The organism is Saccharopolyspora taberi, from assembly GCF_039534165.1.
Classification (GTDB): Bacteria; Actinomycetota; Actinomycetes; order Mycobacteriales; family Pseudonocardiaceae; genus Saccharopolyspora_D; species Saccharopolyspora_D taberi.
The window spans coordinates 38,346-54,384 of record NZ_BAAAUX010000043.1; the positions used below are offsets into that span (position 1 = coordinate 38,346).

The window sequence follows — 16,039 nt, forward strand, 5'->3', positions numbered from 1 at the left end:
AGGGAACGCGGGATGAGCGCAGCGAACCGGACCCGTCCACCCGCGCGCACGCTGGAGGTGCTGCGCACGGCGGAGCTGAGCCCGTCCATGCGGCGGATCACCGTGGGCGGCGAGGAGCTCGCCGGCTTCCGCGACCAGCACACCGGGCCGAACATCAAGGTCTTCGTCCCCCGGCCCGAGCAGTCGCGTCCGGTCCTGCCGGTGCTCGACCCGGCCACCGGCCGCTACCGCTGGCCGGAACCGCACGAACGCCCGACGATGCGCACCTACAGCGTGCGCCGCTACGACGAGGAGCGCGGCGAGCTCGACATCGACTTCGTCCTGCACGGCGACCACGGCGTCGCCTCCAGCTGGGCGCGCGACGCCCGGCCCGGCGACCTGCTCGGCGTGATGGGGCCTGGCGGCAGGACCTGCCGCGAGTCCGACTGGTACCTGCTCGTCGGGGACGAGACGGCGTTGCCCGCCATCGCGGCGATCGTCGAGCAGCTGCCGGTGACCGCCCGCGGCCAGGTGTTCGTCGAGGTCGCCGACGCCGCCGAGCAGCAGCACCTGGTCTGCCCGCCGGACCTGCGGCTGACCTGGCTGCACCGGGACGGCGTGCCTGCCGGGAGCTCGACGCTGCTCGCCGACGCGGTCCGCGCCGTCGACGTGCCCAGCGGCGCGTCGGCCTGGGTGGCGGGCGAGTCGTCGATGGTGCGCGGGATCCGGCGGCACCTGCGCGACGAGCGCAGGCTCGACGCGGCCTCGGTGCTGGCCGTCGGCTACTGGAAGCACGGCATGGCCGAGCCCGACTACCACGACAAGCACAACCACGACCGCGACTGAAGGGCGGGCTCCGCACTCGTCGTCGCTGGAGGACCCCGGACCCGGAAGACCCCAGCTGCCCGGAATGCCTTAGCCCGCGAGGAAAACCCGAAGGGACAACCGTGTCTGCGCCACTAGACCAGCAGGGCCCCGTGCACGACGTGATCGGGATCGGCTTCGGCCCGTCCAACCTGGCCCTGGCCATCGCCATCGACGAGCACAACCGCGCGGCGGGGGCGGACCGGCTGGACGCGCTGTTCCTGGACCGCCAGCCCGGGTTCGGCTGGCACCGCGGGATGCTGATCGAGGGCACCACGATGCAGGTGTCGTTCCTCAAGGACCTCGTCACGCAGCGGAACCCGGCCAGCGACTTCTCGTTCCTGTCGTACCTGCACGCCAGGGGCAGGCTGGTCGACTTCATCAACCACAAGACGATGTTCCCGACCCGCGTCGAGTACCACGACTACCTGGAGTGGGCGGCGGCCCGGATGGACCCGGTGGTCCGGTACGGCACGGAGGTCACCGGCGTCGGGCTCGACGCCGACGGGCTGTTCACCGTCACCGCGGGCGGTTCGGCCTGGCGCACGCGCAACGTCGTGGTCGCGGTCGGCCTGGAGGCCAGCGTTCCGGCGGGTGCCGAACTCGGCGACCGGGTGTGGCACAACCTCGACCTGATGCACCGGGTCGGCGAGCTCGACCCGCGGACGTCCCGGCGGTTCACCGTCGTCGGCGCCGGGCAGAGCGCGGCGGAGGCGACCGAGTACCTGCACCGCAGCTTCCCGAACGCCGAGGTCTGCTCGGTGTTCAGCCGCTACGGCTACAGCCCCGCCGACGACAGCCCGTTCGCCAACCGGATCTTCGACCCGCAGGCGGTCGAGGACTTCTACGCCTCGCCGGAGCAGTTCAAGCGGACGCTGCTGGACTACCACCGCAACACCAACTACTCGGTGGTCGACCTCGATCTCATCGAGGAGCTGTACTCCCGCGCCTACCAGGAGAAGGTGCGCGGCGAGCAGCGGCTGCGGATGTTCAACGCCTCGCGGGTGGTCGACACCCGCACCGGGCCGGACGGCGTGGCGGTCACCGTGGAGTTCCTGCCGACGGGGGAGCGGACGGTGCTGGAGTCCGACGTGCTGGTCTACGCGACCGGCTGCCGGCCGCGGGATCCGCTGGCGCTGCTCGGCGACCTCGGCCGCCGCTGCGCCCGCGACGAGCAGGGCAGGCCCCAGGTCGAGCGGGACTACCGGCTGCGCGCCGACTTCCCCGGCGGCGTCTACCTCCAGGGCGGCACCGAGCACACGCACGGGATCTCGTCGTCGCTGCTGTCCAACGGTGCCGTCCGCGCGGGCGAGATCCGCGACTCCGTGCTCGCCGCCCGCGGCGCCGCGGTGCGCGAGGTCGCGCTGACCGGCAGCTGACCCCGGCATGGCGGAAGTGACGGCGTGGCGGGAGTGACAGGGCAAAGCGGGAACACATCGCGGCTGATCGCGGTTGCACCGGCCGATGGACGCTGCAGCCGAAAACCCCGACCCGATCCGCGGAGCCGCCAAGGGCGACTCGCCGGTGCCGCTCTCGGTGCTCGACCTCGCCCCGGTGGGGGCCGAGATCACGCCGTCGGACGCGCTGGAGACGACCACTGAGCTGGCGCGCTCCACCGAGCAGTGGGGCTTCCACCGGTTCTGGGTCGCCGAGCACCACGGCATGCCCGGTATCGCCAGTTCCGCCCCCGCCGTCGTGATCGCCCACCTCGCCGCGGCCACCAGCACGCTGCGGCTCGGCTCGGGCGGGGTCATGCTGCCCAACCACGCGCCGCTGGTCGTCGCCGAGCAGTTCGGCACCCTCCAGGCGCTGCACCCGGGCCGGATCGACCTCGGCATCGGCCGCGCCCCGGGCACCGACCAGGCGACCGCCCGCGCGCTGCGGCGCACCACCGGACCGCTCAGCGCCGACGACTTCCCGCAGCAGCTCGGCGAGCTGATCTCGTTCCTCGGCGGCGAGTTCCCGATCGACCACCCCTACGCCGACGTGCACTCGGTGCCGCACGGCGACACCCCGCCGATCTGGCTGCTCGGTTCCAGCGGCTTCAGCGCCCAGGTCGCGGGCGCGCTCGGCCTGCCGTTCGCCTTCGCCCACCACTTCAGCGCGCAGAACACGCTGCCCGCGCTGGACCTCTACCGGCAGTCGTTCCAGCCCTCGACGGTGCTGGACGAGCCGTACGCGCTGATCGGCGTGCAGACCATCGCCGCCGACACCGACGAGGAGGCGCTGCACCTGGCGCGGCCGATCGCGCTGAGCATGCTGCGGCTTCGCCGCGGCAACCCCGGCAGGCTGCCCAGCCCGGCCGAGGCCGCCGCCTACGAGTACAGCGAGCTGGAGCGCGGCTTCGTCGACAACTGGCTGGCCGATGCCGTGTACGGCTCGCCGGAGACGGTCCGGGCCGAGCTCGACGAGCTGCGCGAGCGCACCGGCGCCGACGAGCTGATGCTCACCGCCAACGTCTACGACCGCGCCGCCAAGCTGCGCTCCTTCGAACTGGTCGCGAAGGCGTACCGGCTGCGCTGATCCGCCGCAAGGTGGGCGGCGCCACTCCGCACGAGGTCTGCGCGGAGCGGTCACCGCCCGTGGCGTACGGTCTGGTGATACCGGTATGTAGGCACGAGGCGGAATTGAGGGATCTGTGGTGAAGCCTGGTGTTCTGACCTTCTACCGGATCATGGCTTACGTGACCGCGGTGCTGCTGATCGCTCTGTGCCTGACGATGGTGCTGAAGTACGCCTGGCCGGAGGGCTCGGCCGTGCAGCAGTTCGGCGACACCTGGACCACCACCATCGGCATCGGGCACGGCTACCTCTACATCGTGTACCTGTTCATCGCACTGGTGGCGACGGTTCAGCTCAAGGCCCCGCTGGGGCGCATGATCCTGGTGCTGCTGGCCGGAACGATCCCGTTCGGAGCGTTCTTCGCCGAGCGCAAGGTGACGCTGTGGCAGCGGCTGCGGCTCGACGGCAAGGCGCTGCCTGGCGAGACGCCGGTGGCGGAAGGGACCGGATCGGCGCAGTCATGACCGCTGTTCCCGAAGCCGCCGACGGCGCGGCCCCCGCACCCACGCCCCGCCGCCGCGGGGTTCTGGCGGCCTACCTGGCGCTGACCAAGCCGCGCGTGATCGAGCTGCTGCTGGTCACCACGGTGCCCGCGATGTTCCTGGCCCAGCGCGGGATCCCGTCGCCGTGGCTGGTGCTGGTCACGCTGGTCGGCGGCGCGATGTCGGCGGGCAGCGCGAACGCGCTCAACTGCGTGGTCGACTCCGACATCGACGCGGTGATGGACCGGACCAAGAAGCGCCCGCTGGTCAGCTACGAGGTTCCCCGCGCGCACGCGCTGGTCTTCGGCATCGTGCTCGGCGTGGTGTCGTTCGCGGTGCTCGCGCTGGGCGCGAACCTGCTGTCGGCGCTGCTGTCGCTGGCCGCGATCCTGTTCTACGTCCTCGTCTACACCATGGTGCTCAAGCGCCGGACCTCGCAGAACATCGTGTGGGGCGGCGCGGCCGGGTGCATGCCGGTGGTCATCGGCTGGTCGGCGGTCACGGGCAGGGTGGAGTGGCCGGCGCTGGTGATGTTCGGCGTGGTGTTCCTGTGGACGCCGCCGCACTTCTGGTCGCTGGCGATGAAGTACCGCGACGACTACGCCCGGGCCGGGGTGCCGATGCTGCCGGTGGTGGCCACCCCGCGCCAGGTCTCGGCCCGGATCCTGGTCTACAGCTGGGCGACGGTGGCCTGCACGCTGCTGCTGGTGCCCGCGACGAGCTGGGTCTACGTCGCCTTCGCGGTGCTGGCGGGCGGCGCGTTCCTGATCGTGGCGCAGCGGCTGCACAACTCGATCCGGCAGGGCCGGGCCTACAACCCGATGAAGCTGTTCCACCTGTCGAACTCGTACCTGGCGCTGCTGTTCGTGGCCATCGCCGTCGACGCCGCCATCGGCCTGCCGGCCCTGGGCTGACCTGGGCTCTCTGCAACCCAGCCATCGTCCTCAAGCGGCGCCAGCCGCTTAGCCCACCTGAGCAAGGCGACCACCCGCGGGTTCTCAGGTGTTCGCTGGCGAGGACAGCTTTTTCCGTCGTATTGGACATACGTCGGAAAAAGATTCCGGAGCCAGCGGGCGCCTGAGGTTCCGCCAAGCGACCACCCACGTACGGCGAGTGCGACCGCGTCTTCAGAGCCCGAGGTGCAGGCGCAGGGCATTGTCCAGCTTCTCCACCGCGCCCTGCGGGAGCCTGGTGATCCGCTCGCCGAAGCGGTGGAAGGCGACCGCGCGCACCTGCTCGGCCTGGGCCTTCGAGTCGCTGGCCAGGCCGCACTCGGCGGCGGGCAGCAGCACCTGGAACGGCAGCACGCGGCTGGTGTTCGAGGTCAGCGGAACGACCGTGATCACGCCCCGCCGGGTCCGCTCCGCGCTGCGGTTCGCGGCGTCGTTGCTCACCACGACCGCGGGGCGGGTCTTGTTCGCCTCCGATCCGCGGATGGGCTCGAAGTCGACCCAGTAGACGTCACCGCGGCGCATCGGCGATGCCGTCGGCCGCGGCGGTTTCCCAGAGGCGTGCGTCGGCGCTGTCGTCCCACTCCTCCCACGCGCTGGCGTAGGCGTCCTCGAGCTCGGCAGTGCGCAGGAGGTTGATGGCCTGGTGGATCACCGCCGAGCGCGAGGGCGCGCCGACCTGCTGGGCGTACTCGTCGACGAAGGTGACGTCCTCGTCGGTCAAGCTCACACTGACCTTCATACCGACGATGCTACTCGCGTTGCCACCTTCCGTCACACCGCTGGTCAGCGCAGCACCGGCAGCACCTGCGCGGTCCCGCGCCCGCTGGCGGCCTCGACGAACCCGACCGGATCGGCGAGGTCGGCGAGCAGGTGCACGGTCTCGGTGAGCGGCTCGCCACCCACCGGTCCGGGCGCCGGCAGGCCGAGCGCGTCGGCGATGTCGAGGTAGTGCACGACCCCCTCCATCAGCGCGATGCGCAGCCCCTCGTGCGCGGTCAGCACCGCCGCGCCCAGGTAGTCGATCCGGCGGTCGAGCGAGTTCTCCCGGATCGCCGCGACCAGCAGCGGGGCGGTCTCGGTGAACGGCCGGAGGACGTCGTCGGCGGACTGCGCCCGGGACTGCTCCACCGCCGTGTCGCGGATGGTGTCGGCCAGGGTGTGCGCGACGCCGCCGGGCCGCTGGAACTCCCTGAGCAGCTCCGCCGCCGTGGAGTGCGTCAGCGGCTTGTCCACGTCGGGGCCTTCGACGGCGGCGAGGCCACCGGTCAGGGCCGGGCCGTAGTGCGCGTAGACGTCCTTGACCGTCCACCCGTCCAGTCGCGTCGGGGTGTTCCAGCCCTCGTCGTCCAGGCTCGCGCCCAGTTCCGCCCAGGCGCGCCAGACCTGTTCCAAGGAGTCCACGACCACGGCCATCTCCCCAGTTCGAATAACGGACGTTTTCCCAGTTAATCCAACCACGAACGGCAACCGGTCCGGCTCGGACGGTTCAGCTCGCGGCCGAATTCCCATTAGTACCACCGATTTCGCGGCCCCGGCTGGCACAAGTTCGCCATTTCCTGATTTCCGGCCGGACGCGGACCTAGGTTCTGGGCTGCCGATACTCCGGCCTTTCGCGAGGAGGACAGATGACCCCGCCCCGAATGATCCGTGCCGTTCTCGGCGCCCTCATGGCCTTCGCCGTGCTGCTCGGCCTCCCGCTGCAGGCGGGTGCCGCGCCGCAGGCCGCGGAGGTCGTGACCTACGACGCCAGCGGTGCCCAGGAGTTCGTCGACGTGGTGAACCAGGGCGCCGAGGTCTGGAACCAGCGCGTCAAGAACGTCCAGTTCCAGCCCGCCAACGGCGGTCCTGCCGACCTGACCGTGCTGGCCGACGACGGCTGGCCGCGGGCGCAGGTCGACGGGCTGGGCCGCGGCACCGTCTGGATGGGTCGGCAGGCGGTCGACGAAGGCCACGACACGCTGCGCATCGCCGCCCACGAGCTGGGCCACATCCTCGGTCTGCCCGACCGCCGCACCGGGATCTGCGAGGAGCTGATGTCCGGTGCCAGCGCCGGAACCAGCTGCAAGAACCCCAACCCGAACGACGCCGAGATCGCGGAGGTCGAGCAGAACTTCGCGCAGGGCGTGGTGCCGGAACGCCGGACGTACCTCGACGCCGTGCCTGCTCTTCGTTGAGTTGCGTCCCCCGGTCTCGGACAGGCCGGGGCAGGTGCTCCGGGCACCACTGCGACGCGCCGGGATTCCACTCGTCCCGGCGCGTCGCGCTGTCCGGCTCCGGCGCACGGGTGACGGCGTTCCGCCCCGCCGAGCATCGGCGCTATGGTCTCTGATCAAGGTCGGGCCCTGGCGACGATCGAACGGAGCGGTGATGAGCGGGCGTGGGTTCGAGTCGCTGTGCTACACCGACCGCGGACCGGGTGACCGGGAAGGCGCCGAGCTGCGAGCCTCGTCGGCCGGAGCGACCGGCGAGATGCGCGCCCTGGTCGAACGCGCCGCGGTGTACGAGGCCCCGGTCGGCTGGCAGTGGGACGCCAACCCCGCCGACCGGCCGCCGTCGCTGGCCCACGCGGTCGACGGCGTCTACGTCACCGCCCGCGGTGTGCACGTGGCCTCCGGCGAGTGGGAGGGCAGCCGCTTCACGCACGCGGTCGCGACCATCGATCCGCAGCGGTACGGGCCGATCCGCCCCGCGCAGCTGTGGGACGCGCCGTGGTGGTCGGACGAGCCGCCGGAGGGCGAGTGCGAGCAGGTGCCCGCCGAACCCGAACCCGGGCCGTGGGCGGTGGACCTGCTGCGGGAGTGGGTGCTCGGGCTGCCGGACGCCGAGCAGCGGTTGACGGCTCTGCTCTCCGCGCTGGACCGGGTGCACGACCGGGGCGGCAGGCGCGTGGTGTTCGTCGGTCCGGATCCCGGCGAGGTGGTGCGCTGGATCGCGGTGGCGACCCTGCTGATGCCGCAGGAACGGGCGCTGCGCATCGGTTTCCGCGTCTACGCGACCGATCCGCAGCACAGCGACCACCAGGTGCTCGCCCTGCACCCGGACTGGGCCGACCGGTTCGCCGAGGCCGGTCGGGGTGACGACTTCGCGGTGTTCAACCTCGTCACCGGCAGCTGGTCGGCGGTGGAACCGACCGAGTCGGCGGTGCACTGGGTGCCGCGCTTCCTGCGGGCCGACCCCTACGACGTGGTGGACGCGGTCGAGCTGGCCCACCGGTTCGCGCGGGACCGGGGCAGCGACCGGGCGCGGGCGGCCGACCGGATCGTGGCGGGCGCGCTGGTGTTCGGCGAGCCGGTCGACTCGCACGCCGAGGAGCTCACCGACTGGCTGGCCGACGCGCCGTCGTCTACCTCGGCCGACACCGTGGAGCGGGTGGCCAGGGCCGTGGTGCAGGCGGGTCCGGACGTCGCGGTGCTGCGCAAGCTCGCCATCACTGTCCACGATGGACACCACGAGCTGGCGGGCCGGGTGCGCTACGCGCTGCTGTGGGCGGAAGTGGACGAGATCGCGCGCGGGGTCGCGGTCGAACGCGACCCGCTGCCGGAGCGGCCCTGGACGCCGGAGGAGCGGGAGAAGGCCACCGACCTGGTCGAGGCGGCGGCAGCAGGCGCGGATCCGGAGCGGCTGGACGCGCTGCTGCGGCTGGCCGCCCGGCACGGCCTGGAGCCCCGGCCCGCCCGGTTCTCCGAGGCCGCCGCCGGATTCGCGGCCTGGTGGGCGGACAACCCGGGCGCGGTCGACCCCGGGCGCTGGTCCTGCGCGCCGCCGCTGATCGGGCTGCTCCGGGAGCGACTGGCGTCGCGGAGCGAGAACGAGGCCGCGATCCGGGAGCACTGGTGGCCGCTGTTCGTCTCGTCGATCAGCGATCCGTTCGCGCGGTTCGACGCCGCGGTGGCGGGGGCGGCGGTCGAGCACGGCGGCAGGAGCCGCGAGGACGCGATCGAGGCGATGCTCGTCCCGCTGGGCGAACCGGACCGGCCCGGCGTCGGCGACGCGGTGTGGGACGCGCTGTTCGCCCACACCGGCCCCACGTTGGACGAGATGCTGCGGATCTTCTCCGGGATGCCGACCGCCACCGTCTCGGAAACCCTGGCGCAGAAGGCGTTATCCGTCCTGGGCAAGGCCCAGGTGTCGGCGCGGTACCTGGATCTGCTGCGGCTGCTGGTCGAGCACATCCGGGCGGAATCCCTGCTGGCGCTGTGGAAGGAGGACGGAACGCTGCGGCGCTGGCTGACCTCTCTCCAGCGCGGCAAGGAATCCGAGTCGCCACCCGAGCTCAAGGACGTGTCCAAACCGGTTCTGGCGGCCCGCGGGCCGGGCATCGCGGCGGCGCTGCTGGACGCGGGCACGGCGAAGGCGGTCGCCGCCGTCGTCAAGGGCGGCGAGGTGCTGCAACAGGTCCTGGTGCGGGAGCTGAAGGCGGTCTGGACCGACGACCCGTCCGCCGAACGCCGGGACGCGGCGGTGGCGCTGGCCTTCCTCACCGGCTGGTCCGACGACGTGTCGCAGACGATGCGCTCGGAGTTCGACAAGGCCCTGGAGGAGTGGGCAGGCGGCCACGGCCAGGTCGAGTACCGCAACGTCAGCAGGTTGCTGCGGGCGGTCGACGCCGACGGCGCGGCGGGCTGGCACGAGTGGCTGCGCGAGCTGGCCAAGAAGAAGCCGAAGAAGCACCCGCTGGCGCGCAGGCTGTTCGAACGCCTGCGGGATCGCTGAAGTTCGGCTCGATTTCGCCCGCGTGTCAACGGGTCCGGCTAGGAACGGGCCATGAAGCTGATGGCCCTGCTGGGCGTGCTGCTGACCCTGCCCGCGCCCGTGGACGCGCCGCCGCGGACGGCGTCGCTGCTGTACTTCCAGGACGCCCACGACGTGGCCCCGGTGCTGCAGGACGACGGGTGGCGCGGCGGTGTGGCGCGGGTCCGGACCGTCCTCGACCGGCAGCGGGCCGAACACCCGCACTCCGCCGCGGTCTTCGGCGGCGACCTCGCGGGCGGGACCCTGTTCGGCGGCATCTACCGCGGATTCCCGATGGTGGAGGCGTTCAACCGGATGGACGTGCGGCTGGCTGGCTTCGGCCAGCACGACTTCGACTTCGGCGCCGAAAACACCAGGGACCTGGTCGCCGCGGCGGACTTCCCGTGGGTGTCGAGCAACATCGTCGACAACGCGGGCAGGCCCTTCCTGCCCCACGCGCAGACCCGCGTCCAGCACCTCGGCCAGGTCAGGATCGGCTACCTAGGACTGACCGGGGACATGGCCAACACGGTCACCGCCGGGACGCTGACCGATGTCGATCCGGTTCCCGCGGCGCAGGAAGCCGTGCGGCGGCTGCGGGAGCAGGACGTGGACGTCATCATCGCCGTCACCCAGATCAGCCGGGAAGCCAACCAGCGGTTGCTGGACAACGTCCCCGAGATCTCCGCGGCGCTGCGCGAGGAGGACGACTACGACACGCCCTCGGAGATCACCGTGCGGGAGGACGGGCGGCTCCTGCTCGCGCCCGAGGGGAACATGGGCACCGTGCTGCGGCTCGACATCTCGGTCGACGGCGACGAGGTCCGGCTCGGCACCGAAGTGCTCGACGTGGACGAACGGATCGCGCCTGATCCGGAGCTCAAGCAGTTCGAGGACTTCTACGCCGCGGACCTGGAGCGCAGGCTGGGCGAACACCTCGGCACCACCACCGCGCATCTGGACCGCGAGAACACCCGCTACCTCGCCGCGGACGCCTTCCGCGCATGGGGGCGCTCCGATTTGGGCTGGATGAACCTCGGCGGAGCGCGGGCGGACATCCCCGGTCCGGACGTGACCCTGCGCGACGCCTACTCGGTCCTGCCGTTCGGCAACCAGGTTTCGGTCATCGAGGTCACCGGGGCGGAGCTGGCGGCGGGCATCGAGCGGTCCGAGGGCGGCGATCAGGCCCGGCCGTCCGGATTCCGGTTCCGCTACACGCCCGCGGCGCCGGCCGGGGCCCGGATTTCCGAGCTGCGACTGGAAAACGGCGAGCCGGTGGACCCGCGGGCGACCTACACGCTGGCGATCACCACGTTCGCCGCGCAGCGCGCGTTCCCGGGCGCGCGGGTGCGGACCCCGGCCGGGATCGTCGACGCCGAGGCGCTGGCCGAGCTGATCAGGGCGCGCGGGTTGCTGTCGCCGGTCGAGCCGAGGGTGGTGATCGGCTAAGCCTTCGGGCGCGGACACGGCACGCCCTGCCGCATGGCGTTCGCGGCGGCGTCGATGGCCGCGTCGAGCCGGTCGCGGGTGGCGATCAGCTCGTGGATCCGGCCGTCGATGCGGTCGCGCTCGGCGGTGAGGCGGTCCAGCAGCGCCGGGGTGATCTCGCCGGTTTCGATGCATGGCAACAACTCGGCGATCTTCCTGCTCGGTATTCCGGCGGCGTAGAGCTCCTGGATGAGCCGGACGCGGTCGGCGGCGCTGTCGGGGTAGTGCCGCTGGCCGCTGCGGCTGCGGCACGAGGTGAGCAGGTTCTGCTCCTCGTAGTAGCGCAGCGCGCGCACGCTGACCCCGGTGGCCGCGGCGAGTTCCCCGATGCGCACGAGCGCTCCTTGCGTCGGTGACGGCGGTCTCAGTTCTTTGCCCCTGACGTCAACGTCAGCTTTTAGCGTAGCCGCGAACCTGATTCGCGGAGGAGAACTCATGACCACGCTGACCGTGCCCACTCCGGACGGCCTCGCCCTCGCGGCGACGACCCACGGCGACCCGGCCGCGCCGGAAATCCTGTTCGTGCACGGCCTCGGCCAGAGCAGGCTGTCCTGGCAGCGGCAGGTGGACGCGCTGGCGGACCGGTTCCGGATCGTCACCTTCGACCTGCGCGGGCACGGCGCCTCGTCCCGCCCGGACGCACCGGACGCCTACACCGACGGCGCCCGGTGGGCGGCCGACATCCAGGCGGTCATCGACGCCGCGGAACTCCGCCGCCCCACCGCGGTCGGCTGGTCCTTCGGCGGCTTCGCGATCGGCCACTACCTCAAGCACCAAGGCCCGGACCGCCTCCGAGGCGTTGCCCTCACCGGAGCCGTCACCAGGATGTCGCCGGAGCTGCTCCAGCCCGAGGCGATCGAGCTCGGTCCCAAGGTCACCTCGCCCGACGTCGCCGAACGCATCAGGGGAATCCGGGAAACGCTCGCCCTGACCTTCCCGACCCCGCTGGACGACTCGGACCACCTCCAGGCCCTGGCCTTCAACGCCATGCCGCCCACGGCGCTGCTCAACGGCTACGGCCAGGTCACCAACGACGGCATCGACGAAGCTTTCGCCGCGCCGAGCCGGCTGTGGCTCACTTACGGGTCAAAGGACGGAATCGTCCGCCCCGCCATGGCCGAGCGCGTGCTCGGCCTCAATCCGAACGCGACGCTCACGGTCTACCCGACCGCCGGTCACGCCCCCTTCTGGGACGAGCCCACGCGCTTCAACCGCGAACTGACCGAGTTCGCCGGGTAAATGCCGGATCCGCCGCACGACGCCGATTTTATCCCGGGGCGGATATTCTCCCGGGCGGTCGTGTTCCGAGGCGAAACGGTGGCGCCATGGATAAGCGGGAAAAAGCAAACCGGCGATGGGGTGCCCGCTCCGCGTTCGTGGTGATTGGTCTGGTGATCGCCGGAGCGGGCGGCGTGCTGGGCGCGTACCTCGCATCGCCGTTCCCGGTTCGGCCTGCGGAGGAACGACCGGTGGCGCCTGGTCCGCCGGAGGTCGTTCCTCCGCCGTCCAGCACGCCACCGCCGCTCGAAACACCGCTGCCGCCGACCGGGCCGCCGATCCCTTCGCCGAGCGTTCCGGGAACGATCGCTCCCACCCCTGGACAACCGACGCCCCAGCCCCAGGAGGAGGAGCTGCCCGTTCTTCCCGGAGTTCCGGGAAGTTAGCGGCTCCGCGGATCTTCAGCAGCGCACGAAACGCACGCCGAGAGGTAACTGACCGCGTAGAAGCCGAAATCGCGGGATTCCCCGCCCCTGGCCGCGATCACCGACTCGCCCGTGCATCCGGCTCCGGCGAAGAAGTATCCCTCTTCCAGCGGTGCGTAGTTCTGCATGGAACGGGCGGACCTCATGACGTTCTCGGGCATCCCGTAGCAGACGCCCGACTCCGCGTCCCCCACGGAGAAGGCCGCCCCGGTGAAGTTCGCTTCGGAGAAGAAGCAGAACGCGCCGGAGCCCGGCCCGCAGGGCGCGGGCGCCGCTTCCCGCGATGCCACCGGTTCCGCTGCGGCGGAACCCGGAACGACGAAGAGCGCGCTGACGGCCACCGCCCCAAGCAGGGCGGTCAAGATCCTTGACATCAATTCCCCCAGATTGTCGAAATTGCCCTCGCAGGCGTCCCGCATGCTGCCAGAACCCGATCGGCGATCCACCGATATTCGGCGAGATCATCTGAACGGCCGTGCGGACGAGCTGCCGCTTGGCGGCCCGCCGCCGCGCGGATGGACCCATCTGCCGGATGGTGGTCAGCGCGTGGAGTGTCCGGTGGGCAGGTTCCAGCGGATGCGGCCGCCGGGTTACCAGAGCGCCCACAGGCGTTGACGGTTCCCACCACCAACGCCCCGGCGGCGATCACGAAGTGCGGCGCCGTACGCAGTCCTGCGTACGCGCGAATCAGCGCTGGCGACGACGCGCGGGCGGCCCTGGCCGATCGATCATTGCTCCGCGTTCCACGCCCGGACTCCATCGGGCTCCACGCCAAGCCGTTCGCCAACGTTCCAGGAGATGTCATGCCCACGTCGGCACCCGAGTCCCGCGCGGACTCCCTCCGGCGCCCGCGCGGCGCCGTCGCGCTGCTCGCCGCTTCGCTTTCCTACACCGTGCTCACCGCTGCCTACGTCGTGGCCAACCGCGCCACCCCGCAGCCCGGCACACCCGGCCAGGACATCCTGCTGAACTACGTGCGCCACCACGGCACGGAGATCAACTTGGGGGCTTTCCTGCTGGTCGTAGCCGCCGTGCTCCTGGTACCCGTCACCACCACCCTGACCGGGCTGGTGCGGCGCGGGAAGCCCGCGGACGGGTCTGCCGCCGCGGCGACAGCCCTCGCAGGCGGACTGCTGGCCAGCGGCGCGCTGACCGCCAGCGCCGCGCTCAGCTGGACCCTCGGCCGGCTTCCGGAGGAGTCCCCCGCGGCCCTGGCCCGCGCCCTGGCAGACCTGTCCTTCCTCGCCGGTGGTCTCGGGTACGCCGTGTCCTTCGCCCTCCTGGCGGCGGGCACCTGCCTGGCAGCCCGCGAGAGCGGACTGCTGCCGCGGGCATGTGCCGCGACCGGGCTGGTCATCGCCGCTGCCGGGCTGGCCGCCACCCTCTTGCTGCTGGTCTTCGGGTTCAGCTACCTGCTGCCTGTCGTCCGCTTCGGTGGCACCGCATGGCTGGTGTGGGCCGCGGTCGCACTGGCCCGCCCACGGCCGACCGCGTCCGAGGTGAACGCGTGACCACCACCTCGCCGGCCCACCGGCTCGCCGTCGGTGCGAGCTTCCTGCTGCTCGCGTCCGCCGCCTTCCACACCGTGGTCCTCCTGCTTGTCGGCGGTCCGTGGGACGGCCCGGTCTCCTGGCGAAAACCGATCACGTTCGGGCTGTCCTTCGGGGTCAGCGTGCTCACCGTCACCTGGATCTGCAGTCTCCTCCCGCCCGCCGCGCGCACCCGCGCTCTCCTGCTGGGCGCGTTCACCTCGGCGGCCCTGCTGGAGACGAGCCTGATAACCCTTCAGGCATGGCGCGGTGTTCCCGCGCACTTCAACACCGAGACCACCTTCGACACCGCAGTCACCCGCGCCCTCGCGTTCGGCGGCGTCGTCCTCATCGCGGTCGTCATCGCACTCACCATCGCCGCACTGCGCCCCAACCCGGCAACCGCCCCCAGCATGCGGCTCGCGCTTCGCGCCGGACTGGTGGCGCTCACCCTGTCCATGGCGGCCGGAGCGGTGATGATCGCCTACGGACTGACGCTGGAGAGCGCGGGCCGTGCGGCCGACGCCTACCAGTCGGCGGGCTTCCTGCGCCCTGCCCATGCCGTCACCATGCATGCCGTCCTGCTGCTGCCCTCCCTGGCCTGGCTGCTGAGCCGTACCCGGCGGCCGGAAGCAGAACGGCTACGCCTGATCCGCCTCACCGTCGCCGCGTACGGCGCCATCGCCGCGCTGGTCACCGCCGCAGCCACCGTCGGTCTCACCCTCGCCGGCCCGGCCACCACAGCCGCAGTCAGCGCAGCCATCACGATCGCCCCCGCACTGGCGTTCTTCGCCTTCGGCGGATCGCCGGTCACACGGGAACCGACTCGCAAGCCGACCCGGAAGCCATTGAAAACAGGGAGAACTGGCTATGTGTGAATCGTGCGCCCCACCCGCTGGTGGGGGTTGATCTTGAACGAGATCAACCCCCGGCGTCCCGACCAGGCGCTATGCGCCCCCAGCAGGGCGCGAAAAGCAGGGGCAACGCCAGATGGTGGGCGGTTGGTGCTGAAACAGACCTACGGGGTTGGCTCGGTGTCGAGGTAGACGTGACGGATTACCCGGATGGATCGTCGTGCGGACAGCGGCGTTTCTGGCATGGCCACAGTCGAATCGGTGTCTCAACTTATCGTGCCCTTGGCAGGAGCGCCCAAGAGTGGGGCCGGGTTTGGCCAGCGGTTTTCGGGTGGGGTGCTGGTGGTCGAGCGTGCGCATTCGCTGGCGTGACGTGCCGGGCGCCAGCCCTGGCGTCCCGGCTGCTGCGGTTTGCGCGGCAGCTGTGACGGCATCTTCGGGCCGCCGTGGATCTCTACTGTGCAGAACTGCCGCCATGGCGAGCAGGTGAACCAAGATCGTGTTGGGTGGGGTTGTTGTGTCTGGGTTCGGAATGGTAAGCGTTTGCCGACACGCCGAGGGCTTCCGAAGCGTTTCCCGGGTGTGTTGTGCACAGTCGGATAACGCTGTGGTGGACGGCAACCCATCACCCCTGTTCGGGCAGGGTGGCGTCGGCCCGCCAGGGCCGACGAGGATCGCAACACGCAGGGCCGCTGTGGGTGTGGCCGCACCGGTCCGGTGGCGTCGGCCCGCCAGGGCCGACGAGGATCGCAACTTCTTGAACCGCGGCGCACCGACGCGACGTCCGGAAGTGGCGTCGGCCCGCCAGGGCCGACGAGGATCGCAACCATGTGGTCACCGTCGGCTCGCCGGTGCCGGGCAGGTGGCGTCGGCCCGCCAGGGCCGACGAGGATCG

Annotated in this window: 16 protein-coding genes; 11 read left to right on the top strand and 5 right to left on the bottom strand. The window is 71.4% G+C overall.

Features of this window, described 5'->3' with window-relative positions; all coding sequences use genetic code 11:
* The first annotated feature begins 12 nt into the window (after window positions 1–12).
* The 5 genes from ABD691_RS32720 (at window position 13) to ABD691_RS32740 (ending at window position 4,800) form a co-directional block, all read left to right on the top strand.
* Window positions 13–825, top strand: coding sequence for a siderophore-interacting protein (locus tag ABD691_RS32720; protein ID WP_344686241.1), 813 nt, complete (start codon window positions 13–15; stop codon window positions 823–825).
* 101 nt (window positions 826–926) lie between these two features.
* Window positions 927–2,222, top strand: coding sequence for a lysine N(6)-hydroxylase/L-ornithine N(5)-oxygenase family protein (locus tag ABD691_RS32725; protein WP_344686242.1), 1,296 nt, complete (start codon window positions 927–929; stop codon window positions 2,220–2,222).
* A gap of 85 nt (window positions 2,223–2,307) precedes the next feature.
* On the top strand, window positions 2,308–3,366 hold the full coding sequence (locus ABD691_RS32730) for an LLM class flavin-dependent oxidoreductase (protein WP_344686243.1): 1,059 nt from the start codon (window positions 2,308–2,310) through the stop codon (window positions 3,364–3,366).
* Between the two features lie 118 nt (window positions 3,367–3,484).
* Window positions 3,485–3,868 carry a DUF3817 domain-containing protein gene (locus ABD691_RS32735; RefSeq protein ID WP_344686244.1) on the top strand — a complete coding sequence of 128 codons (384 nt, stop codon included), beginning with the start codon at window positions 3,485–3,487 and terminating at the stop codon, window positions 3,866–3,868.
* Entirely contained in the window at window positions 3,865–4,800 is a 936-nt protein-coding gene (locus tag ABD691_RS32740) for a heme o synthase (RefSeq protein WP_344686245.1), read from the top strand. The genes ABD691_RS32735 and ABD691_RS32740 overlap by 4 nt, the downstream gene beginning before the upstream one ends.
* Window positions 4,801–5,013: 213 nt before the next feature.
* Here the strand turns inward: ABD691_RS32740 and ABD691_RS32745 are convergent, their stop codons facing one another.
* From ABD691_RS32745 to ABD691_RS32755, 3 genes are read right to left on the bottom strand one after another with little or no spacing between them, the layout of a single operon-like run.
* Complete coding sequence (locus ABD691_RS32745; protein WP_344686246.1) at window positions 5,014–5,361, bottom strand: type II toxin-antitoxin system PemK/MazF family toxin; 348 nt, start codon at window positions 5,359–5,361, stop codon at window positions 5,014–5,016.
* Entirely contained in the window at window positions 5,348–5,578 is a 231-nt protein-coding gene (locus ABD691_RS32750; protein ID WP_344686247.1) for a ribbon-helix-helix domain-containing protein, read from the bottom strand. Before ABD691_RS32750 ends, ABD691_RS32745 begins: the two co-directional genes overlap by 14 nt.
* 44 nt (window positions 5,579–5,622) lie before the next feature.
* The gene (locus ABD691_RS32755; RefSeq protein WP_344686248.1) at window positions 5,623–6,252 is read right to left on the bottom strand and encodes a maleylpyruvate isomerase N-terminal domain-containing protein; all 630 of its coding nucleotides are present in this window, start codon (window positions 6,250–6,252) and stop codon (window positions 5,623–5,625) included.
* Between the two features lie 212 nt (window positions 6,253–6,464).
* Here ABD691_RS32755 and ABD691_RS32760 point away from each other — a divergent pair, with 212 nt between their 5' ends.
* The 3 genes from ABD691_RS32760 (at window position 6,465) to ABD691_RS32770 (ending at window position 11,019) form a co-directional block, all read left to right on the top strand.
* Entirely contained in the window at window positions 6,465–7,013 is a 549-nt protein-coding gene (locus ABD691_RS32760) for a snapalysin family zinc-dependent metalloprotease (RefSeq protein ID WP_344686249.1), read from the top strand.
* A 193-nt stretch (window positions 7,014–7,206) separates the two neighbouring features.
* The gene (locus ABD691_RS32765; protein ID WP_344686250.1) at window positions 7,207–9,552 is read left to right on the top strand and encodes a GTPase-associated protein 1-related protein; all 2,346 of its coding nucleotides are present in this window, start codon (window positions 7,207–7,209) and stop codon (window positions 9,550–9,552) included.
* A gap of 51 nt (window positions 9,553–9,603) precedes the next feature.
* On the top strand, window positions 9,604–11,019 hold the full coding sequence (locus ABD691_RS32770; RefSeq protein WP_344686251.1) for a bifunctional metallophosphatase/5'-nucleotidase: 1,416 nt from the start codon (window positions 9,604–9,606) through the stop codon (window positions 11,017–11,019).
* Here ABD691_RS32770 and ABD691_RS32775 read toward each other — a convergent pair.
* Entirely contained in the window at window positions 11,016–11,393 is a 378-nt protein-coding gene (locus tag ABD691_RS32775) for a MerR family transcriptional regulator (RefSeq protein WP_344686252.1), read from the bottom strand. The two genes, ABD691_RS32770 and ABD691_RS32775, sit on opposite strands and share 4 nt — an antisense overlap.
* 100 nt (window positions 11,394–11,493) lie before the next feature.
* Here ABD691_RS32775 and ABD691_RS32780 point away from each other — a divergent pair, with 100 nt between their 5' ends.
* On the top strand, window positions 11,494–12,297 hold the full coding sequence (locus ABD691_RS32780; RefSeq protein WP_344686253.1) for an alpha/beta fold hydrolase: 804 nt from the start codon (window positions 11,494–11,496) through the stop codon (window positions 12,295–12,297).
* Between the two features lie 421 nt (window positions 12,298–12,718).
* On the opposite strand, the gene ABD691_RS32785 is transcribed toward ABD691_RS32780, so the two are convergent.
* Complete coding sequence (locus ABD691_RS32785) at window positions 12,719–13,135, bottom strand: peptidase inhibitor family I36 protein (RefSeq protein ID WP_344686254.1); 417 nt, start codon at window positions 13,133–13,135, stop codon at window positions 12,719–12,721.
* Between the two features lie 429 nt (window positions 13,136–13,564).
* Between ABD691_RS32785 and ABD691_RS32790 the strand changes: the two genes are divergently transcribed.
* On the top strand, window positions 13,565–14,272 hold the full coding sequence (locus tag ABD691_RS32790) for a hypothetical protein (RefSeq protein ID WP_344686255.1): 708 nt from the start codon (window positions 13,565–13,567) through the stop codon (window positions 14,270–14,272).
* Window positions 14,269–15,168, top strand: coding sequence for a hypothetical protein (locus tag ABD691_RS32795; RefSeq protein ID WP_344686256.1), 900 nt, complete (start codon window positions 14,269–14,271; stop codon window positions 15,166–15,168). The genes ABD691_RS32790 and ABD691_RS32795 overlap by 4 nt, the downstream gene beginning before the upstream one ends.
* Window positions 15,169–16,039 lie beyond the last annotated feature (871 nt).